At 42.7% G+C, this 20,838-nt stretch carries 16 protein-coding genes; 5 read left to right on the top strand and 11 right to left on the bottom strand.

Translation table 11 applies throughout. The annotated features are described in order from the left end of the window. Positions 1-386 precede the first annotated feature (386 nt). The 6 genes from H3001_RS16590 to H3001_RS16565 form a co-directional block, all read right to left on the bottom strand. Positions 387-1,424: a DUF2357 domain-containing protein gene (locus tag H3001_RS16590; RefSeq protein ID WP_246368665.1), complete on the bottom strand. Its 1,038-nt coding sequence runs from the start codon at positions 1,422-1,424 to the stop codon at positions 387-389. Between the two features lie 25 nt (positions 1,425-1,449). Then, on the bottom strand, positions 1,450-3,030 hold the full coding sequence (locus H3001_RS16585; protein WP_246368664.1) for an McrB family protein: 1,581 nt from the start codon (positions 3,028-3,030) through the stop codon (positions 1,450-1,452). Between the two features lie 3 nt (positions 3,031-3,033). After that, positions 3,034-4,158: a DNA cytosine methyltransferase gene (locus H3001_RS16580; RefSeq protein ID WP_181215539.1), complete on the bottom strand. Its 1,125-nt coding sequence runs from the start codon at positions 4,156-4,158 to the stop codon at positions 3,034-3,036. A gap of 11 nt (positions 4,159-4,169) precedes the next feature. Continuing rightward, the gene (locus H3001_RS16575; RefSeq protein ID WP_181215538.1) at positions 4,170-4,376 is read right to left on the bottom strand and encodes a helix-turn-helix transcriptional regulator; all 207 of its coding nucleotides are present in this window, start codon (positions 4,374-4,376) and stop codon (positions 4,170-4,172) included. Between the two features lie 141 nt (positions 4,377-4,517). Continuing rightward, positions 4,518-5,228 (bottom strand): hypothetical protein, encoded by a 711-nt coding sequence (locus tag H3001_RS16570; RefSeq protein WP_181215537.1) that lies wholly within the window; start codon positions 5,226-5,228, stop codon positions 4,518-4,520. Positions 5,229-5,232: 4 nt separating this feature from the next. After that, entirely contained in the window at positions 5,233-6,753 is a 1,521-nt protein-coding gene (locus H3001_RS16565) for an ATP-binding protein (protein ID WP_181215536.1), read from the bottom strand. Between the two features lie 1,351 nt (positions 6,754-8,104). Here H3001_RS16565 and H3001_RS16560 point away from each other — a divergent pair. Beyond that, positions 8,105-9,001 (top strand): DMT family transporter, encoded by an 897-nt coding sequence (locus H3001_RS16560; protein WP_178244560.1) that lies wholly within the window; start codon positions 8,105-8,107, stop codon positions 8,999-9,001. A 158-nt stretch (positions 9,002-9,159) separates the two neighbouring features. Here H3001_RS16560 and H3001_RS16555 read toward each other — a convergent pair whose 3' ends face one another. From H3001_RS16555 to H3001_RS16545, 3 genes are all read right to left on the bottom strand, one after another. Then, positions 9,160-10,212 carry a DUF4468 domain-containing protein gene (locus H3001_RS16555; RefSeq protein WP_178244559.1) on the bottom strand — a complete coding sequence of 351 codons (1,053 nt, stop codon included), beginning with the start codon at positions 10,210-10,212 and terminating at the stop codon, positions 9,160-9,162. A 220-nt stretch (positions 10,213-10,432) separates the two neighbouring features. Further along, a complete protein-coding gene (locus tag H3001_RS16550) occupies positions 10,433-10,618 on the bottom strand; it encodes a hypothetical protein (protein WP_178244558.1) in 186 nt (61 codons plus the stop codon). 58 nt (positions 10,619-10,676) lie between these two features. Then, complete coding sequence (locus H3001_RS16545) at positions 10,677-11,282, bottom strand: hypothetical protein (protein WP_181215535.1); 606 nt, start codon at positions 11,280-11,282, stop codon at positions 10,677-10,679. A gap of 208 nt (positions 11,283-11,490) precedes the next feature. Here H3001_RS16545 and H3001_RS16540 point away from each other — a divergent pair, with 208 nt between their 5' ends. Together H3001_RS16540 and H3001_RS16535 are read left to right on the top strand one after the other, a co-directional pair. Next, positions 11,491-12,819, top strand: coding sequence for a sensor histidine kinase (locus tag H3001_RS16540; protein WP_181215534.1), 1,329 nt, complete (start codon positions 11,491-11,493; stop codon positions 12,817-12,819). Positions 12,820-12,850: 31 nt separating this feature from the next. Next, positions 12,851-13,552, top strand: a complete 702-nt coding sequence (locus tag H3001_RS16535) for a response regulator transcription factor (protein WP_181215533.1) — start codon at positions 12,851-12,853, stop codon at positions 13,550-13,552. A gap of 105 nt (positions 13,553-13,657) precedes the next feature. Here the strand turns inward: H3001_RS16535 and H3001_RS16530 are convergent, their stop codons facing one another. Together H3001_RS16530 and H3001_RS16525 are read right to left on the bottom strand one after the other, a co-directional pair. Continuing rightward, positions 13,658-15,307 carry an outer membrane beta-barrel protein gene (locus H3001_RS16530; RefSeq protein ID WP_181215532.1) on the bottom strand — a complete coding sequence of 550 codons (1,650 nt, stop codon included), beginning with the start codon at positions 15,305-15,307 and terminating at the stop codon, positions 13,658-13,660. A gap of 39 nt (positions 15,308-15,346) precedes the next feature. Further along, positions 15,347-15,952: a peptidase associated/transthyretin-like domain-containing protein gene (locus H3001_RS16525; RefSeq protein WP_181215531.1), complete on the bottom strand. Its 606-nt coding sequence runs from the start codon at positions 15,950-15,952 to the stop codon at positions 15,347-15,349. A 248-nt stretch (positions 15,953-16,200) separates the two neighbouring features. Between H3001_RS16525 and H3001_RS16520 the strand changes: the two genes are divergently transcribed. Next, positions 16,201-17,727, top strand: coding sequence for a tetratricopeptide repeat protein (locus H3001_RS16520; protein WP_181215530.1), 1,527 nt, complete (start codon positions 16,201-16,203; stop codon positions 17,725-17,727). 191 nt (positions 17,728-17,918) lie between these two features. Next, positions 17,919-20,630, top strand: coding sequence for an AAA domain-containing protein (locus H3001_RS16515; RefSeq protein WP_181215529.1), 2,712 nt, complete (start codon positions 17,919-17,921; stop codon positions 20,628-20,630). Positions 20,631-20,838 lie beyond the last annotated feature (208 nt).

Below are 20,838 nucleotides of genomic sequence, written 5' to 3'. Positions count from 1 at the left end.
GGATTACGAAAACCTTCTTCCCATGACAATATGCAAATAATAATCGTTAAATTTGTGGACTCTTTTTTAGACGGGTGCCTGCTGGCGCCCGTCTAAAAGGGGACACCCTAAAATTGGAAACTTACCTGCCAAGAGATGGAGAGATAGGGAATCAGCCCCACACGCATTTGTAGCCGCTTTTTAGCTCCTTCATCCGCCGTTTACAGAGTGTTCAGATACCATTTAGTGAACGCTCTATGAACGCCCGGATAACGCCAAAAAAATAGGGCTTTTCAGCCCCTCATGTATGAATAATGTTCGCGCTCCGTACATTTCGTTTTAACTCGCGCTTTTCGTATTTTACCCTCATGCTATTCAATATCAATCACTTACACAACTTTTTGCGTTCACTCATTCTTACATTTCGTTCTAACCCCCTTAAAAACCAAACTTTCTTGACTCAGACCTTTATAATTTCCCACGGTACGGAAAAAGGGATTCTGTTGTAAATGTCTCAACGTTGCCAATGTAACTTGCATATCCTCTTTCATTACATCAGACGCATTCTTTATCACTTCTATACGCTTTTTCAAGGTCTCATATTTCTTTGTAATTTGGCTAAGTGCAAATTTCAAAAATCTATTTTCCTGTGTATCATTTGTCCGTGCACATTCTTCTACACGATATAAATGTGAACTGTCAGATCTATGTTCTGCAAGTTCGTTTTCTATGCTAGATGGGATAAACGTCAATCTGTCCGCACGTTTATATGATGCCTTTTCATGCAAACGGTGTCTTGGGCGGTCAATGATATTTTTGCATGCCTGGATAAATTTCTTTTGTTCGTTGGCAAAGACACTCCACCAAATTATTTCCGGAGTTTCACCACTTATATCTGGAGAAAAGCCATGAAAGGTTCTTCGCATATAATCCAGCGAAAGCATTCTATACTCCTGCTCAATATCCTCTATAATAGTTTTCCAGTGCTCGTGATAATTAAGCTTTGTACTCAACACTTCAAAGGAGAAGGCAAAATTACGGACTTCTGTTCCTACTTGATATATGATTTGTATTTCACTGCGTCCAACCTCATTACCATAATTCAAGAAACCGGCTAATATTTGTCTTCGAAAAGTGAATTTATCATTTTCATTTTGAAGAATGGAGCCAAATTGTGCTTTCTTCACATAGTCCTTGAACTCAATCCAAATAGGATAATCTGTATTATCAAAAAAAACAGCAGGAGCTTGTTGGCTATTTTCAATCGTAATTTGTTCTCCAATATGGTTGCTTAAAATAACAGACATTACTCCTTCCGACCAAGAATAAGTGGAGTATAAGTTTTCTTCTCCCACATTATTCTTTGCCTTATTCCAAATGTTATCGAATTTTGTACATTCGACAATCATTTCAAAATCCTGATGTTTTATAGTAAACAGTTCCATCTTCTCTTACATATCTTTTCCAGTTTTAGCTCCAGAAACTTGTATAACCAGATAATGTTAATCGTTCTTTCATTTCTTTCAGTTTGGCTACAGAAATAGATTCTATTTTCTTTTCTTCTCCAGTCAATATCAATAATTGCGCCTCGATAGTAGTAATCAAGCTTTCAAGAAGTGAATGTTTGATTTTTGTATCATCACCTTCAATACGAGATAGAATTTTCATGCTTGTTATTTCGTCCAATGCTATTGCTATGACCTCATCCTCGCTGAACTCGTTTCCTTTTTCATCCAAGTTGTAGGGTAAATTGTTTACCACATAAAGCAAGAACTCGTTTCGTGTACGATAGGCTATCTTGAACGGTGTGCCATTAAGTACATCATTTACAGCCTGCAAATAGCTTAAAACCTTATTGCAAACTTCCTCATTATCTGCATATACATCCACACCTTCTACAGCTGTACCAATAAGCATGTCACTATTTAATTTGCCAATACGCTCATATTTGCTGTCCAGTCCAGCATACAAATCCACTTCATTCATTTCTATAGTCATGGCACGGTCAAGAACCTTTCTGGAGAAAGAGAAGGTGGTTTCATCCATGTTTACCGTACCCATTACAATTAGATTTTGTGGAATGGTTATGCCTTCTTCCAAAAATCGGTTTCTTAACGTTTCATTGCCTCCTGTTAGTTCGGCAGTCAATACCCGATACCAATCTTCCGTACTTTTCTTTAGGATAGGATCAGTTGTAATCGTTCCGTCTTCATTACTTTTGCGAGATTCTATTACGCTAAGAAATTCCGCAAAATATTGTTCTACTGGAGCAAGATTCATTTCATCCAGACAAAGGAAATAAGGTATATCTAAATTTTCCCATGCCTGCGTAATGAATCTTAAGAAATCGCCAATCACATATACAGGAGTTCCGCTAACACGGCTTACATATCCAATTAGTTCAGTAGAATCGTGCCAATTAGGTTTAACTTGAATTATCTCAAAATTCTTAGGTTTTTGGGCTTTGTATTCGATGGAATCTTCGTCCCAACATGCACGGGCAAGTTCACGAACAATGCGACTTTTACCTGTACCTGATATTCCAGCAAGCAAAAGGAAAGGTTTTGTTTTAATAGCGGTAATGATGTCTATATTTTTATATAATTGTTCGTCTGATGTACTCTTATAAGTAGATATACTATCAAGCAATTCTTTTGTTAAAGGAGTAATTTCTCCTACTTTGTGAGGATGGGCAGGAATCCACACTAAATGTTTTCTTCCTTTTGAGAAGTGAGTGTAAAATTCTGATGTATGAGCAAATAACCCCTCCCATGCAGAACGGGCACTGCCTGAACCATTCCAAACAGATTCTATATGTAAAGGCTTGTCTTCAACAACCTTGTTTACAAATACACGAAGATTTTCCGTTGTTATATTGGCACTTTTCGTAGAACCTTTTTCTGTATCAACTTTTGTTGCTGATATGTATTTTTCTACATGATCAACACTATTAAGCTGAATCTTATTTGTTCCTGCTTTTACATAATCTAAATTAACTCCTTTGGGTAATTCATCGATTAAGTTTAATAGGTGTTCTAATGTTAAAGTCATGCACTAATTATTTATGTGATTAATATAGTCGTTAATAGATTCTGCAATGCCATTTGCTAGTACAAAAGGAACTCCGTTTCCAACAGTCTTAAAGGCATCTGTTAATGATATATCCTGTGGCAGGGTAAAATTTGCAGGCAATGATTGAATTGCCAATGATTCTGCAACAGATATTCTTCTCGGAAGAAAAGGATGTATATGAACCTCATTATTTCCATATGCAGCAGTTGGAGAGTATCGCCATCTATGAAGACGTTTATAACATTTTTTTTCTACATCACCTTCTTCTTTTGTTCTAAATCTTACAATTCCTGCACGTGGCTGAAAATACATATTAGCATTGGGATGATGTGTGACATCATTTTCCGTCCACCAATGTTGTACAGTCAATTCTGCTATAATACCATCAGGCATAGGTGTAGGAGTATTTTCTAGGTAGGGGGATTTGTTAGGCCATGGCAGATTTTTTACTTCTTCCAAGTTATATCTTTTATGAGCCTCCCAAGGAAAATTCACTAATATTCCATTATCAGTTTGAAGATGTAACCTATCAACAGCATCTTGGTGAAATCCTATTAATATAATTCTATCTCTATCTTGTGCCGCTCCGAATTCTAAAGAATTTACAAGTTGTTCCGTTAAAGAATATCCATGAGCTATGAATTGCTGTTTTAAGTCTTCAAAGAATTGTCTATGTCTTGCAGTTCTATATAATCCTTTAACATTTTCGAAAAGGAAAAAATCTGGAAGTGCTGTACAAATCAGCTGAGCATACGTTCCAGATAATCTACCATTTTCTCCATCTCTTCCTCTATTTTTTCCTGCTACAGAAAAATCTGGACATGGAGGGCCTCCGATAAACCCTGTAAGTTCTTCCTCTTTGGACTCTTCTACCCAATTTATAAGTCTTTGAAGCTTATCTCTATGCTCTCCATTAACATATTCAGTTATATCTTCTATATGGTGACCGTATCTAGGTTCTTGCAATCCCATATTATGTCTTGCATAACGGTAAATACGATTAAAGGTTTCGTGAAATTCATTCACAAAAACAATATTATAGTCACCTTGTAATTCGAATCCTAAATCTAAAAAACCTGCACCTGCAAAAAATGAAAATATGTTCATTTGTTGTTATTTTATTCTTTTATTGACCAAAGTAAATCTTTCACATCTACGTCTAAACATTCAGCAATCTTGACTAATGTCTCTAGGTTAGGTTGCATAGTGTTGGTACACCATTTCGAAACAGTTCCCGGATCTTTTCCTAATTGTTCCGCTAACCATTTATTAGTACGTTTCTTTTCTACTAGAACCACCTTCAAGCGATTAATATCTTTGTTCATACATTACATAATACATAATATGTTTTCAAAAACAAAGATAATCATTATAATCGAAAATCTATTCTGACTATAATGATTATCTGACAAATATATGTCGAAAAACGACTTTATATTGGAATATACTTCAATGATACTTGTGGTTCATGTGGATTGTTTTTCTTTATCTCTTCTCTCTTTTACCCTTTCCTGTCCCGGCATTTTTTTAGCCAATACACTTTCTCCAGCAGGAAAATAGATAGGAAAAACTTTATATAAGAAACTTACAATATCATTACGCTTCTTTCCCATATTGAAAAAAGCAGAACAAACAAAATACATAAGGTCTTGCTGACTACACGTATCTTTTTGCTGAATAGATATTGATGGAGCAATTATCAAGTCATGTTCTGCAAATGCGCAGGCACAAGCAAGAACAGCTTTCTGCTCTTCCTCAGTAAATACTTTGATTTTTTCTGTTAACCATTCAAGTTCTCCTTTGAGAAGTGTTTTTTGCTTTTCATTTTGATGCTTTAATAGAGCATTTACATTTTTTTGTTGCTTTTCTGTCAAGGCATTTTCTAATGCTTGATTTTTTTGTTTAAGAAGATTGAATTTCAGCAAACCGGCAATGTACATACAAAAATATCCCACCGCAATATCGAATATTAAAATAAGCAGGTATTCTTCACTTGAAATTTGCGTAAACTTAGTCAAATATTCATTGATAGGAATAACAGCAAATAGCATGATTATGGCTATTACATAAAGCACTATATATCGAGTTTTATGTTTTACTTGCTGTAAAGAAGCAAACAAAAAAGCGATTACCAAAATGGCAACTATAACACAGAGTGGTATAAGATATATTCCCATAGGTCTATTCTTCTGCTTTAGGATTAATTACAATACGCCAATAGCCACCATGATCTGCTCCCTCTCTGACAAGCAATCCTTTGGCTTTTAGATTTGCAATCTGCATTTCAATGGCTCGTTTACTGACTCCTATTTTTTCCGCCATCTTATCTTGAGATATAGAGCCATCTGATATTACAAGGTCAAGAATGCTTTGTGCAGTCCGTCCCAATCGTTTTTGTTTCACCGAAGAATTTTGCAAATCACCGAAGGTTTTCACCGAAGATTTCTGTAAATCACCGAAAGTTTTCACCGAAGATTCTTCATCGATAGAGTACTTTTCGAGGCTACTATTTACCCTGTTGGCAACTTCCTCTATAGGTATCCTTCCGTTCTCTCCCCAATTCAAATTATAGAATGTGGTATAGAAAGAAATTGCTTCCGTTTGATATTGTGGTTCTTTGCCCGGCAGGAAATTAGGCAGTTTCTCCGTAAGTTCCCTCATTTTTCTTAAACCCGAACCACGTTTCTCCATATAGTCCAATTGAGTAAACATATCCGCAATAACTGGATTACGGCGCATGGACGGCACTTTGTATATGTCTCGGTCTTGAATTTGTGTGCCATCAAGCATTGCTCCTGGTGATACCAATTCTACTCGGTCATCATAGATGTCAATATGTACTTCACCACCCATAACTGTGTAATCTCTATGGATAAGATGGTTTACCAACCCTTCAAAGATAGCACGGTCGGAATAGTCGGGGAGATTCAGGCGATAGTTCGGCATCTTCACCCATCCACTCATGGTATAGTTCTTGATGAAGTCCATACCATATTTCAAAAGCAATACGAGATTTGCCCGATGTTCTACGGAACTGATAGCATCGTCTTTATAAAGTCCTGTCCAACGTGTGCAGAAAATACGTGATTGGAATACAGTGCAATTATCCACAAACAGCAATCCGGCATTGGTCAGTTTACCGTCAGATGTGACAAGTCCGAATGACTCCAAATACTTATCGTTCCATTCCTGATGGGTTTGTTCGCGGAAAGTGTTGGCAAGGATAACGAAAGAATGTTTATTTGCATCCACTTGTGTAGGCAGCGAATCCCAGGTCATGTGCGTACCCTTTAATACTAATGAAAGAAGTTGTTGCGAATTGCATTCCACACTTTCATTACCGACTCGTGTATAAGCTGTACGTGTTCCGTCTTGATAATAATAATATGGTGTCAGCGTTCCTGCCTTTACTCTTACTTCAAGCAAGGCACGTCCTTCGTGTTCGATCGGGATAAGTTGTACGTCAGGTACCGGGTCAAGTCTTGCCTTTATCATTTCACTGATAAAGTCGGCATCTGCTTGTGGATTCTCCAAACCTACAAAAACTCCGTCATCGTTTACTCCATAGAATAGGCTGCCACCGTCCGTATTGGCAAAAGCCGACACGGATTTAAGCCATGACTTTACTTTCTTACGCTCCAGCATTTCCTTGAAATCGTAAGACGAGCATTCCGCTATCAATGTATTGTTATGAATTTGCATCGTTTTCTTTTTGTTGTTTGGGGATAAAGCCCAAGTTCTATATACAAAGGTAAGGATAAAACCGGATATTTTGTTAAAATTGCTCCATTGATTTGATTATTATGTGTTTATATCACGATATTTATCAAATAAATCTGCACTTTTGCAGTAAAGAGCTGTGGTTGCTTATGGACGCTTATTTTCGGATTTGCACTGTATTTGCAACACGTTTACGCAAGTTGCTCATACAAAGATACTGTTGATTTTAAGGAAGTAATTCAACAGATTATTATAGATACGGGAACCGTGTCCTGAGTCCTATGCGGTCGATATCTTTTCTTTCTGAGCATCAAGCCATTGGATCGAAGTATATTATAGAACCTGTCCCTCCCTATTGTAAACTTGTCCTTGAAGTATTGCCGACATAGTTCATAGAGTTCACGGCAGCCGGCTCTGGGAAGCCTGTCATCACTACGGATATACATACAATAAAGTACTATACTGCCAGAAAGTATGTCAACCACATCAGAACTATAGTTATGTTTATAATATAACTGTGCAGATATACCAAGCAACCGACAGAGTGAGTGTACGGGATAACAATGCCCACCCTGCGATAACCTTCTGATTACTTGGCACCTGAGTTTTTTCTTACAGGGATGTTATACGTCTTCTCTGCAAAATCTATCATACAGTCGTATGCATTACGTGCCATGTTTGAACGTTTCAGTTCTGCTTCCAGGGACTTTATCTTCTTTTCCAGTTCATATATCTGGTCATGAAGTTCCTGTTCTGTCTAACTTAATTTCTTACTCATATCGGGACTTGGTTTATCTTCAAGTCCAAAGATACGAAGCCAACGCAGCATTGTTGTGCGTTTAAGACCTTTTTCTCGTTCAAATTGCCTTTGGATGAATGAAGAGTACAAATATTCCTCCAAATAAGATAAACATTCTTCTTTTAAATACTTTTTATATTCACGCACGTTACTAAATAATTTGTGTCAACTTATTTAGTCCCTCTTCCTTTATGCATTTGTAAAAAGACCTTTATGCATGTATGAAAAGCTGGCGGTCTTTTTCCAAAAGCTGGCGAGGTTTTTCCAAAAGGCCGCCAGCTTTCCAACCAAACACAATTATACGTGAGTAAATCTTTATAATTGTGTTGACCACCCTCTGCCCGGCACATTTACCTTTCCAAGCCTTCAGTACACTTCCGCTGCTTTCCTATCAGAAACCATCCGGTTGCCCATCTGTCATAATCTCCTCACAAGTGCCTCAGACACGACCTTTCTAAAGAAAATTTATGAAATGAAACCACAGTATGAAAGAATAATTGCAGTAATTTTGCCCCGTTTTTTAGCAACAACATCATGAAACCAATCATTCAAGTAAAAAGCTCACCCGGACTGTATCATGTGCTGGCCGTTCTCACTGTCGGTGTCTGGGGTACCACCTTTATTTCTACCAAAGTACTCATCGAGAACGGAATGCATCCTCAAGATATCTTCTTTCTCCGTTTTCTCATCGCTTACCTCGGCATCTGGCTCATCTCTCCCAAGAGAATCTTTGCCAAGAGCCTGCGTGACGAAGTGCTGCTGCTTTTATCGGGACTGACGGGAGGGACCTTGTATTTCCTGACGGAAAATACGGCACTCGGACTCACACAGACCACGAACGTATCTTTCATCATCTGTGCAACCCCTCTGCTCACTACCCTGCTGGCTCAGATGAGCAGTCAGAGGGAGAAGGTCGGTTCCTCGCTGGTCATCGGCTCGCTGATTGCACTGGTGGGGGTAGGACTGCTTATCTTCAACGGAAGTTTTGTACTGAAGCTCTCCCCCGCAGGGGATTTACTGACTCTCAGTGCAGCTCTTTCATGGGCCTTCTACAGTCTGTTCATCCGGAAACTCTCCGGCCGCTACAGTGCCACGTTCATCACCCGGAAGGTCTTCTTTTACGGGATCCTCACGGTTCTTCCTGCCTTTCTGGTGCACCCCTTCAGCTTTTCGCTGGAAACATTTACCCGACCAGCCGTATGGATGAACCTGGCTTTCCTCAGCGTACTTGCCTCTCTGATCTGTTTTGTGGTATGGAACATCATCCTCAAGCAGCTCGGTACCATACAGGCATCCAATTACCTGTATCTGAATCCGCTGTTTACCATGATTGCCGCCTCGCTGTTTCTCCACGAGCAAATCACCCTGTATGCACTCTGTGGAGTGATTCTTGTACTGGGCGGCGTATTTCTTGCATCGAGGAAAAGATAGCCTAGGTAAATAGTCAGACATAAGAACAGAAGAAAAAAGAAAAAAGTAAGAACGTAAGAGCTGGAGAAAAACGGCAGGAAACAAAAAAGACATCCGGCAGATGATTGTGTGAAAATCACCTGCCGGATGTCTTTTTATCTGCCACAAGGCTTCCGGAATTATCTCATCTGAGCGCCGGTTACCTCACCGATATACATCACGTATTCTTTTGACGTATCGATATTCTGGTTCAATGATTTCAGCTCATCGGCTGTCATCTTCTGCGACATAGACTTCTTGCAGTTTACCACTACCGAAGGTTCGTTGCTTCCAGCCAGATAGAAGGAAACCTCATACGTTTCACTTTGTTCCATCAGTGCACTGGCAGCGATACGGCTCTTGTCAATCAACAGATAAGCCACGTCTTTACCGAACAGTTTGCCGAAGCCACCCCAGTTTTCTGCTTTCAGTTCAGTCTCCTCACCGTTCAGGGCAGTCAGCGTAATGCGTCCCTGTTTAGCCATTGAAGCCAGGTCAGCCGGCAAGGCAGCTACACCCACAGCCTTCAGTTCACCCGATGCAGACGGTTGTGTCTGAACAGGAGTAGCCGGCTGCAATGCTACCATAGGCACCTGTGCAGGCTCGTTCAGCAGTTTCTGTCCCAAGGCTGCAGTAGCCGATTCGAAGAGCGCATCTTTCAGGTCGATGGTTTCCCGACGGAACTTTCCGCAAATCGGAGCCAGTTTCGTACCTTTCTTGTTCAACGCCATATCGTCCGTAATCCACTCTTCGGCTGTATATCTTTCGCCACCGTCACGGTTTTCTTCATACCAGTAACGGATGCGGGTCATGGTCATCTGACAGGTTTCCTCTCCCACATGAATCAGGAACTGATAATAAATACGGGTACGGTCGAGCGACAAGGCAGAAGAAGAGAACACCATATACTCTTCGGCTACGGCGGCAATCTCTCCGCGTTCTTCATCGGCATAAGCCACCTGACTGTGCAGTTTGCCGTTTGAGACAAACCGTCCTTTCGCCCAGTTCAGCAATGCCTGGTAAACCTCGGTACGGGTAAGGCCTTTCGTTGAAACCTCTTTCGTAAATTCTATTTTACCGTCATTCATCGTAATGGCTCCCGCCAGGTATTTCGGGTCGGAATTGTCGTTTTTCTCCTTTGCCGTTCCCATCAGAGGGAGACATGCTAAAAATAAAATCAGTAGTTTTTTCATGATATCCATCGTTTATTCATAATAGTTTAAGCAAATATAGGGAAAAATTTAACCTGACTGCAATTTATAATAAAACTTTTTCAAAAGGAAAGGTGATTCACCCGATACTAAGAAAAATCACTTAATAAAACATTTTGTAACCAAATTAAACATCAGACGGTATGTGTACGACAGTTCAATCCGATACAAGACTGCCCGCATTTCTGAAACAACAAGTTTCTTATTCATCACTCTTCATCTTGTTACCCGAGTCCGTAAAAAACAAATAATACATGGTAGCAAACATAAATCCCAGTGCAATGCCCACTGCTAATTTACCGGTCGCTGCTCCAAAAATTATGCCACAAAGCATTCCTGATATCAAGCAAAATGTGTAGCTTGTCTTTTTATTTTTTTCTTTTCCCATAACAATCAGTTTATTTAGCAATACCGAGAAAAACCATTCGGCTGTCACATTTCTGTTCCTATTTCTTATCTACCTTATACCTGCACATGGCCTGCCCACTGTAGTGACGCAGCCTCCATACCAGACTGGTCTCGTCCAGGAAATACATGATCGACAAGACGCCCAGGTAACAGACGGACACATCTCCGATAATGAAACCGGCAAGTAAAGGAATGTATCCGCAGACACAATGTGCCAGAATATTTGCCACCCGGAAATGGATGACCTTCAGATCTCCTTCGTAGAAAAAACGGACCGTGTGATTGTGGCGGTTGAATCTCACTGCAAATTTCCGATACGACCGGGGATGGATGATGAGATAGACTACCGCCTGCAAAAACCAGTTCATCAGTACTCCCCACAGCAAGCCGACAAGGATGATGCACCAGCCCTTGGGAAAATAATTGGCAGAAGTGACTTTCAGACTTTCGGCGCCGTAAATGGCGGAAAAGAGCAGCATGACCAGAGGCAAGATAATCAGAAAGGCTACGATGACCGTCACATTTATCCGCCTCGACTCGGTAATGTCTATCATCACCTCTTCCCCTTCGGGGCCCCGTCCGTATGAAATCAGCGCACGGTTCCGGGATGATTTTCCTGCAAACAGTTTCTCGAATATCTTCATATCTTTATGCTTTATACTTTATATGTTATGCTTTATACCTTGATTGGCGGTCTTGTTTTTACCACACTGCAAATATAATCCGATACAATCAAATCACCCGCCATCCTTATGTTATCTTTAGGTTAATACTTTCATTTGTGGGTGGTATTAACCATCCAAATATTATATTTGCGGAGAAAAGATTCGGGCAATCATACAATTATCGTTTATGGAGACGTCGCAACGTAAGAAAAATATAATATTCATCACTGCTCTGTCGGTTATCGGACTGGTCGGGGCAATGGCTCTGCAGGTGATATGGATATCCAGTTCGTACAAGCTGATCAGGAATGAATTGCTCAGAGAGAGTTATGAAGCGTTCAGGAAAGCGCTGAACGAGGAAATCAATATTGTCTGCAATCAGATTCCGGCCGATACTGAAATTTTGGCCGATCTGGAGAGCGACTCGGTTCCCCAGATTACTTATCTCTGTGAAGGCATAAGGGAGTTGGGGATAGAATTGTCTATCTACAGAATCGACTCTCTGGTCAGTCTCTTGCTGAAAGACAAAGACATACACAACCGTCATTATGTAAATCTTATTGACATCAGGAAGGATTCTATTCTACAAAGTACCGCAATGGAGGCGACGGATACGAACAGCAAACTGAAATCCAGGGTGATTCCGGTAAGGGCCGACCTGTCACAAGGTATCCAACTGACACTGCAGAATCCTTACACGTATGTCTTCAAGCGTATGGGGCTGCTGCTTGCCGGCACGTTCATCATCATGCTGCTGGTAATCATCTGTATAGGCTATCAGGTGAGGTTTATCTCCCGGTTCGAGAAGATTTTCCAGATCCGTGAGGACTTCTCATATGCCCTGATCCACGACATGAAGACTCCGCTTACTTCCATTATCATGGCATTGAAGTTTCTGCGGAGCGGAAAGCTTGACAGCAAACCGGATATCAAGAAGAATTATTTTGACATTGCGGAGAATGAGGCCGACCATCTGCTCACGCTGACCAACAAGGTCTTGACAATCTCCAAACTGGAGAATCATAAACTGGAGATGAACAGGACGGAGCTTCTGCTTGACCCGATGATTGAAAAGCTTACGGGAAAATTCAAGTTGAAGTCTCAGAAGCCTGTGGAGTTTACTGTCGACCTGCAGACGGATACGGTCTATGCCGATGCCGAATACCTGGAAGAAGCGCTCAGCAACCTGATTGACAATTCCATCAAATACTCCAGAGAGAAGGTAAGAATCGGTATCTCCGCAGCACGGGATGACAGATATACCATTCTCAAAATACACGACAACGGACTGGGTATATCGGAGAAGGACATCCACCTGATCTTTCTGAAGTTCGAACGCACTTCGGCGGTAAAACGGAACCGGAAGAACGGTATCTCCGGTTTTGGTCTTGGACTGAACTTTGTGGACCAGGTGGTAAAGGCGCATCAGGGGAAGATTTTTGTCACAAGCATTGAAGGTGAGTTCACGGAATTTTCCATTTACCTGCCCCACCCTGTACTTAAAGATAACGCTTAAAAATAACCTGACAATATAAATTATTCATATCATGATAAAACTGTTATTGGTAGAAGACGACAAGAACCTGGCTTATATCATCCAGAGCGGACTGGAAGATATCATCGGCGGTTATGAAGTGATTACGGCATTCAACGGTAAGGAGGGCTTACAGGCCTGGAGAGCACATCATCCGGACATTATCATCTCGGATATCGACATGCCTGTCATGGACGGCTTTGAAATGGTGCGCCACATAAGGGCAACGGATAATGATACGCCTATCTTGTTTGCCTCGGCACTCACCTCGCCCAAGGATGTCAGAAAGGGCTATGACATTGGGGTAAATAATTATGTCAAAAAACCATTTATCCCGGACGAACTGGATGCTCACCTTCATGCCATTCTGAAGATGAAGGAAGGGGCCAAGGCTCATCAAGAGACAAGTGTATGTGAATTCGGGAAATATACTCTTGATGCAGACCAGGCTACGCTTTACAACAACGAATCCGGCAACAGCACGAATCTCACCGTCAGGGAAAGTCAGATTCTGCAACTGCTTGCCCAGCATAAGGGTGAGGTGGTAAAGCGGGATATTATCCTGAGCCGCTTCTGGGAGAAGGAGGATGACTATTTTGCTTCCCGGAGCCTGGATGTCTTCATCACGAAATTGAGGAAACTGTTTGCCGATGACCCGCAGATAGAGATTGTCACGAAAAGGGGAATAGGTATCATGCTGGTGGTCAATTCCTGACTGCATGAACGGATGATGGCTTCCGGGAATCTTCATTCAGGTGTTTATCTGCTTGTGTAATTCATGGAGCCTCATCCGGTTGGTATTTTACTTTAACAATCCGGATTATTTTTCAGTTTCACTCCGATTCGGGTTCTTTGATTTAGAGACACTGCCTTTACCAAAGTTGTACCGGAGACCGACTTGCATCAATGCATGATTGACCCGCTCGTCTTCCCAAGAAGTGAACCTGAAACCGGGAAGGGTGATGTCCTGACAGGTCCGCTTCGGCAGAAGGCTGGTGGGCACGGTAAAATTGACAGACAATGACCATCTGCCTTGACAAAGATGCCCCAGCAAACCAAGTTGCAGGATTTCCTCCTGGTCATACTTCTCTCCTTGCAACAGAGGGATGTGGTCATCCCGCAGGAAGTAGGCAGCCCTGAGAGATACGTGAGAATTCATCCGGCAGGTGGCTGCTACATCAAGGTAGCTGGTATGGCCCCGGCGCCAGATGCTTTCGGTTCCTTTCCTTCCATACCACTGGTAATTGGCTGTAAAATTCATTGAAAACTTCTGCCCGATACGATAGTCTCCGCTCAATCCGATGTACTGATGCCTGTACCGGCACCCTGTCAGCGTTTCTACTACGTAGTCATTCTCCGTATAAAACCATGGAGTCATCTCATTGGCCGAATGTTTCAGCATGTAGGTAACTTCCATCACTTTGGGGACACTGATCCGCCATTCCATGTAGTGCATGACCCGTTCCTGCAGGTCCGGATTGCCCCGGTACATCAGTATCCGGTTCCGGTTATACGTGACCGTTGACAACTGGTCCAGATTAGGGTATTCGATGTCACAGAAATAATTGCCTGTGAGAGACAGTTTCCCGGATGCCTGCCAGTGCAGTTTGGCAGAAGGCATCCACGAACAGCGGTCATCGGAATCAAGACCGTTGTCTCTATGCACCACAAGCACATTGCTGCCCATTACCAGACTGACCTTCCGGTGGGGACGTATCATCAGCGAGGCATAAATATCGTGACGTTTTTCCTGGGTACGGAACAATGCTTCTCCGGTAAGTCTGTCGTTATTAAGGTAGGACTTGGCAGTATATGTATACCCCAGGTTACTGCGCAACGCATTGTTCCAGATAGGATTCACGTCTGCATTGTATCTCCAGAAATCCTTTCTTCCGGTATACGATAATTGGGTATCCCGGACCGGATTGTGATACAGCCGGCGTTCATGAACACGATAATAGTTGTAGGTAAGATCGCTTGTGATGACAAGCCGGTCGGTGATATTCCCACGGTAATACAGGCCACTTGTTGTATTGAGATAACGGTAATCGGTTTGATTTTCAGAAAACTGGGCATCCTCCAGCAACCGGTAGCCTTCATGTTCATCGTGTCTGCCACCTTCCAGCCATGACTGCAGTGAGACGGTATGTCCGGCCGCAATCTTGTAGTCCGTACCAAGACTTACACTAAAATCTCCATTTGCCTTGTGGCTGTTTGGGTGGCGATGGTCCTCCCTTTCGGTGGCTTCGGCTACTTCATTTCTGTACAGATAGCTATAAGAGGCGGCACGGTACATTTTCTTACCGTTGACCGCCAGCTCACCATATACATTTCCTCTGTCTGACGTACAGACGAAATCGGCTCCTGCATGTTCGCTATGGGAATGAGGGGTACGGAAGGATACCAGCCCTTTGGACTGAACGCTCCATTCATAGCCTGAATAGTCGTCGTAGGTAATGCAGTTCAGCACTATGGGAACCTCACCGTATTTGCCCTTTGGGTAACGGAGCTATTCGATTTTCCTGATGCGTTGAGGATTCAGGTTTTGTATCAGATTCTTTCCCGCTTCTCTGCCATTCAGCATGAGCGGTACATCCCGATACTCACCGATCTTTATGGCATCCGATGCCCAGTCCACACTGATTCCCGGCAACTGGTCGAGTAATTGGAGGGAATTTCTTGAACTGTTTCTCAGTGAATCGGTCAGAAAGAAGGTTTCCGTCATGGCATCTTTGTGTCGGGAATCTCCTTTGACAACAATCTCAGCCAATGATTCCGCATTCCCCCGAAGGAGAATATTCCCTAAATTACCGGGCTTGCATGCCCTGAAAACCTTTTCAAATCCGATGCACGATAATTGAAGCAGGTATGTGGTATCTTCATTTCCTTTTACATTATTTACTGCATTTATTTCATTTGCTTTCAATTCAAAATATCCGTCCGGACGGGTGGTGGTACCCGCTATGCGGGTCGTGTCCGAGGGGTCCATCAGCACGCAATGCACTCCGGCAAGAGGACGGTTCTCATGATCAACTACCCTTCCGGAGACATGTTGTGCATCCAACTGTTCCCCAAAGCCCACGCAAAGCATAAAAAACAATACCTGATTCTTCATTGAACATCATTTTAGGGTTTAATACGAGCACTGCATCTGCAGCTGCTTTTCATCCAAAATTAATGCATGAGGACGTTATCATTTGTTTATATCTGAAAGAATCCGTAGTGCAATCATCCTTGTAACCATCTAATAATCAAATACCCATAAATAAAAATGTTATATTTCAGCTTGAAGTGCCTTATATCAGGGATGCAAGAGGAGTGATTTACAGGAAAAACTCGTACATTTACAAAAAATCAGGTACCATGCGAGCATATCTATCCTTACTTACCTTACTTATCATCCTTCTGACAAGTTGCATGAATCGTCAAAACGACACCCGGTATGCACAGATACTGGATGCGGCAGCCATCCGCCATGAGCAAGCGGAATCCTTGAGTGAAGACAGCTTGCTCTGTGAGGCTTTGAAGCATTACCAGACATCAGCGCCGAAAGATTCGGCAAGATTAGTGCAGGCCACCGTCCTGACGGCGTATCACTACTGGTGGCGCAATGAGTCGGAAAAGGCATATGGCCTGTTGAAGCCAATGGCGAAGAAGAATAAAGAGGCTTTATATGCGTTGTTCGACCTGGCTTATAAAGATAATGATTACGAGGCTGCCTATAGCTATCTGTCTCAGATAATGGAGGATAAATCGGCACAAAACTTCCAGAACCGGCAGGCAATGGCCACTCTGAAGTTTTTTCTGAACCGCCCGGACGAATGTGTCCGTATGTTCGACAGTCTCCCTCAATACATAAAGACTGCTGCGGACTCTGTCCTGTATTTTGAAAAAGTCCTTCCCAACCATGCAGATGTCGTCAGTCACTATGGCAATCAACAAAGAGCCATCGAACTGCAGACTCAGGTGCTAACTCATTTCATCGGAAAAGATAATTGGTATGTGGCCAAGGCACATCTGTCACTGGCCCGGTATTATATCCTGGCAGACAGTCTGAACAAAGCGGAGCAGCATTTGCTGCTGACGGACAAGTATGCCGATGAATATTTTAACCGCAACCTGGCCGTTTCGACTTATAAGGAGCAGTTGAAGAGTATCCTTGAGTATGCCAGGTACAAACGAATCAATGTCATGGAGTGGGCGCATTTTGGCAATGTACTGCAAGGAAATGCCTCCAAGAACCGGGATATAACCGAAGCCGGACGAGAGGCTAACTGGAGGCTTACGGAGCAGAATATGCAGATGACGATTCAAAGGCAAAAGGAGCAGATGCTGTTCCTGGTGCTGTCGGCCGTCATGCTCCTTGCCATTGTGGACTTGCTGCTATGGCTGCGGAACAGGAAAAACAAGCTCGCAGAGAAGGAAGAGGAGATTGATGCGCTACGCAAACTTCTGTCTGAATCATCCACTGCGGATGACAGTCATAAAGACGACCGTTTCTTCAAGAAGATATTGCTGCAGCAGTTGGGAATCATCCGAATAGCGACCTCCTATCCCACTTCTGCCCATCTTGAGCTGCTCAAAAAGATGAAGGAAATTACCAGTCAAGAGGTAAATGTCGACTCGCTGTTGAATTGGAATGATCTTTATCAGACCATCGACTATGTGTTTGAAGGTTTCTATACGTCCCTGGTCAGAAGGTTCGGTGCGGTACTGAATGAGAAGGAGATTCAATTATGCTGTCTGCTAAAAGCGAATTTCACCACCAAGGAGATCAGTGTAGTCACGCAACAGTCTGTTCGCACGGTTTATCAGCGAAAGAGTACCATTCGCCAGACGCTTCAGATGCCGGAGGCAGAGGATATTGCGGCTTTCCTGAGTGAGAAGTGATCGATTGGACAGTTCCTTCCTGCATGAGCAAAAAATAAAATCGGACAATTCGCATGTGAGCCTTATTCCCGGATATCTGCATGACATTACTCACATATATCATACATCCGGACAAATACTTTCATAAAAACGATGAAAAAGGAAACCGCTTCTTTATCTTTGCAGAACGACAAAGAAGAGCAATTAAATATATGGATGCAAGGCTATGCATGATCATCGATTTAGAAAAACGTGGCGACAGGCAAATGTTTGTCACCGAACGGGTTTCTTCCATTTATAAAAACAAGAAGGGACTCTGGGCCGTACGGTTCCTGGCGTCTCCAAGCATATTCAACTACAACCCCTCCCGGCTGCTTTATCTCACCCAGCCGGAGCGTATTGATCTGGGAGAAAAGGGGCTGTATATCCGGAACAGACATATCACAAACGTGACAGAACTGCTCCGCTTCACTGACGGACGATATACCTTTTATCGAGTGACCTACGACAACGGTTGCTATGAAAACATGGAAGGGAACGAGGTATATGTCACCCGTACCCCCATTGACAGAAATACCGGCTCTACCTGGGATTATCTTTGTAAACTGGCTGCAGAAACCGGACTGGTGACTGAAACGGATGAAAGTATTCTATCCAAACAATATGAGCTGGTCGATGTGAAGCGCGACAATGTTCCCCTGGCTCAATACCTGGGTGACAAGACACGACTGGCAACTTACCGTATGCCAAAACAAGTGTTTTATCCATTTGGATGCAATGCCAGTCAAAAAACGGCCATTGAAGCGGCTTTGACTCATCAGGTAAGTATTATTCAGGGACCTCCGGGAACTGGAAAAACACAGACCATACTGAACATTATTGCCAACCTGCTCATGAAAGGCAAAACGGTATTGGTGGTATCAAACAATAACTCGGCCGTAGAAAATGTGGCAGAAAAGCTGGAGGGCGAAGGGCTTGGATTCATTGTGGCTCAATTGGGCAGCGTGCAAAATAAAGAAGCGTTCGTAGCCAATCAGGCTGATTATCCGGATATGACTGACTGGAAAATCGAGGCACGAACCGAGATAAAGGATGTAGCAGAAGAATCATTCCAGGTGGTTTCGCAAGGATTTGACGGACAACTCCGGCAGGCAAGACTAAAGGCCGAATGCGATGCTTTATCAAAAGAAGCTAAATACAACGAAATGCAGGCAAACCACCCGGCAGGAAGCAAAGAATTGAACGGAATGTCATCTGCAAAACTCATGAAATTGCTTAACCATTACCAGATGACGATAGAGAACGGCCGTAAACTGGGCTTCTGGTTCAGACTGAAATGCGCTTTTTCATTCGGATTCAAAATGTGGACACAACTTCGCGGGAAAACGTCATCTGTCATAGCCGGTCTTGAATCGGCTTACTACGTTTCCCGGAAGGCAGAGATTGAACAGGAACTGGAATTGGTTACTGCTGAACTTCAGCGCATAGATATTCAGGAAAACGTGAAAAGGCTTCGGTCTTCTTCTCTCCAGCTCTTGAAAGACAAGATAGCCAGACGATATCATACCAGCAACAGGACAAGGTTTACCGTCAAGGATATCAAGCCCAGAACAGAGGAGTTTCTGAAAGAATATCCGGTTGTACTCAGCACTACTTATTCTGCCAAAAGCTGCATCAGCAAAGAGATGGTGTTTGACTATGTGATTATGGACGAAGCTTCTCAAGTGGATATCAAGACGGGGGCGCTGGCCTTGTCGTGTGCGGTAAATGCCGTAATTGTAGGGGACGACAAACAATTGCCCAATGTGGTAAGCCGGGAAGAGGCACTGGCTCTGAATGCCATTCAAACGACTTATCAGGTGGATGAACGGTACAATGCTGTGACACACAGTTTTTTGCAATCGTGTACAGAAGTTTTCAAAAATGCTCCGGTGACCCTGCTTCGGGAACATTACCGCTGCCATCCCAAAATCATCGAATTCTGCAATCAGCGCTTCTACAATGGGGAGCTGATTACCATGACTGCTGACAAAGAGGAGAAGGATGTATTGCAAGTGGTTCAAACTGTACCTGGAAATCATGCCAGAGGACATTTCAACCAACGGGAAATAGATGTCATTGCGCAAGAGGTGCTGCCGGCATGTAGCGACTCGGAAAGCATAGGTATCATTACTCCTTATCGTGCACAGGCAGTAGCTATCAATCAGGCGGTGGGAAAAGACATTGCCAGTACGGTACATAAGTATCAGGGACGGGAATGTGATACCATTATTATGAGTACGGTAGACAACGCTCCTACCGAATTTTCCGATGATGCGAACCTGCTCAATGTCGCCATTTCACGTGCCAAGACCCGGTTGTGCCTGGTAACGACCGGAAACGAGATTCCCCAGGACTCGAATCTGGGCCAGCTGATCAGCTACATTCGCTACAACAACTTTGAGGTGAAGGCCAGTAAACTGCATTCTGTCTTTGATTTACTCTATCAGCAATATACGGCAGAACGACTGGCTTACCAAGCTGCTCATCCGGCTGTGTCGGCACATTTATCCGAGAATCTGGTATACGATGTGTTGTCAGGTGCGATTGCGGAATTAAGGCTGGCCAACACAAAGGTGCTTTGTCATTATCCGTTATTCAGACTCATTGCTGATTGGGAAGTACTGGATGACAAAGAAAAAGTATTTGCAGAAAGTCCGCTTTCACATGTGGATTTCCTTCTTTATAACTTTCTGACTAAACAACCGCTCTGTGCCATAGAAGTAGATGGATGGCATTTTCATAAAGAAAGTGATGTACAACAGTCGCGTGATGCGTTGAAAAATCAAATCTTTTCAAAGCTGGGACTTCACCTGCTCCGCCTTTCCACGACAGATACGGTAAATCAGAAAACGATTAAAAATTCCTTACTGCAAATGATGTAAGACAGGGATAATATACCGGAGCTGAAGGAAAACATACAAGGGTATGTAAGTACCTTTCGCAGAATTACAGGAAGAAACAACAAAAGAGGCTGTCTCAAAATAGAGTTGAGATGGCCTCTTTTGTTTCATCTCAGATTGGATTCATTCGAATTTTTCTAAAGAGAGAAGTTTATAAGCTTAGTTTTGAAGATTTTATCCTTTCAAACTG

The sequence above is a fragment of the Phocaeicola faecicola genome (genome assembly GCF_013618865.1).
GTDB lineage: Bacteria > Bacteroidota > Bacteroidia > Bacteroidales > Bacteroidaceae > Phocaeicola > Phocaeicola faecicola.
This window is presented reverse-complemented; position numbering and strand designations above follow the sequence as displayed.

What these genes read in the sequence shown, in the direction of transcription:
- H3001_RS16565 (WP_181215536.1), bottom strand. Translation starts at nt 6,753, where the DNA reads ATGCAAATTCATAACAATACATTGATAGCGGAATGCTCGTCTTACGAT.
- H3001_RS16555 (WP_178244559.1), bottom strand. Translation starts at nt 10,212, where the DNA reads ATGAAAAAACTACTGATTTTATTTTTAGCATGTCTCCCTCTGATGGGA.
- H3001_RS16545 (WP_181215535.1), bottom strand. Translation starts at nt 11,282, where the DNA reads ATGAAGATATTCGAGAAACTGTTTGCAGGAAAATCATCCCGGAACCGT.
- H3001_RS16535 (WP_181215533.1), top strand. Translation starts at nt 12,851, where the DNA reads ATGATAAAACTGTTATTGGTAGAAGACGACAAGAACCTGGCTTATATC.
- H3001_RS16515 (WP_181215529.1), top strand. Translation starts at nt 17,919, where the DNA reads ATGGATGCAAGGCTATGCATGATCATCGATTTAGAAAAACGTGGCGAC.
- H3001_RS16575 (WP_181215538.1), bottom strand. Translation starts at nt 4,376, where the DNA reads ATGAACAAAGATATTAATCGCTTGAAGGTGGTTCTAGTAGAAAAGAAA.
- H3001_RS16540 (WP_181215534.1), top strand. Translation starts at nt 11,491, where the DNA reads ATGGAGACGTCGCAACGTAAGAAAAATATAATATTCATCACTGCTCTG.
- H3001_RS16525 (WP_181215531.1), bottom strand. Translation starts at nt 15,952, where the DNA reads ATGAAGAATCAGGTATTGTTTTTTATGCTTTGCGTGGGCTTTGGGGAA.
- H3001_RS16570 (WP_181215537.1), bottom strand. Translation starts at nt 5,228, where the DNA reads ATGGGAATATATCTTATACCACTCTGTGTTATAGTTGCCATTTTGGTA.
- H3001_RS16590 (WP_246368665.1), bottom strand. Translation starts at nt 1,424, where the DNA reads ATGGAACTGTTTACTATAAAACATCAGGATTTTGAAATGATTGTCGAA.
- H3001_RS16550 (WP_178244558.1), bottom strand. Translation starts at nt 10,618, where the DNA reads ATGGGAAAAGAAAAAAATAAAAAGACAAGCTACACATTTTGCTTGATA.
- H3001_RS16580 (WP_181215539.1), bottom strand. Translation starts at nt 4,158, where the DNA reads ATGAACATATTTTCATTTTTTGCAGGTGCAGGTTTTTTAGATTTAGGA.
- H3001_RS16560 (WP_178244560.1), top strand. Translation starts at nt 8,105, where the DNA reads ATGAAACCAATCATTCAAGTAAAAAGCTCACCCGGACTGTATCATGTG.
- H3001_RS16520 (WP_181215530.1), top strand. Translation starts at nt 16,201, where the DNA reads ATGCGAGCATATCTATCCTTACTTACCTTACTTATCATCCTTCTGACA.
- H3001_RS16585 (WP_246368664.1), bottom strand. Translation starts at nt 3,030, where the DNA reads ATGACTTTAACATTAGAACACCTATTAAACTTAATCGATGAATTACCC.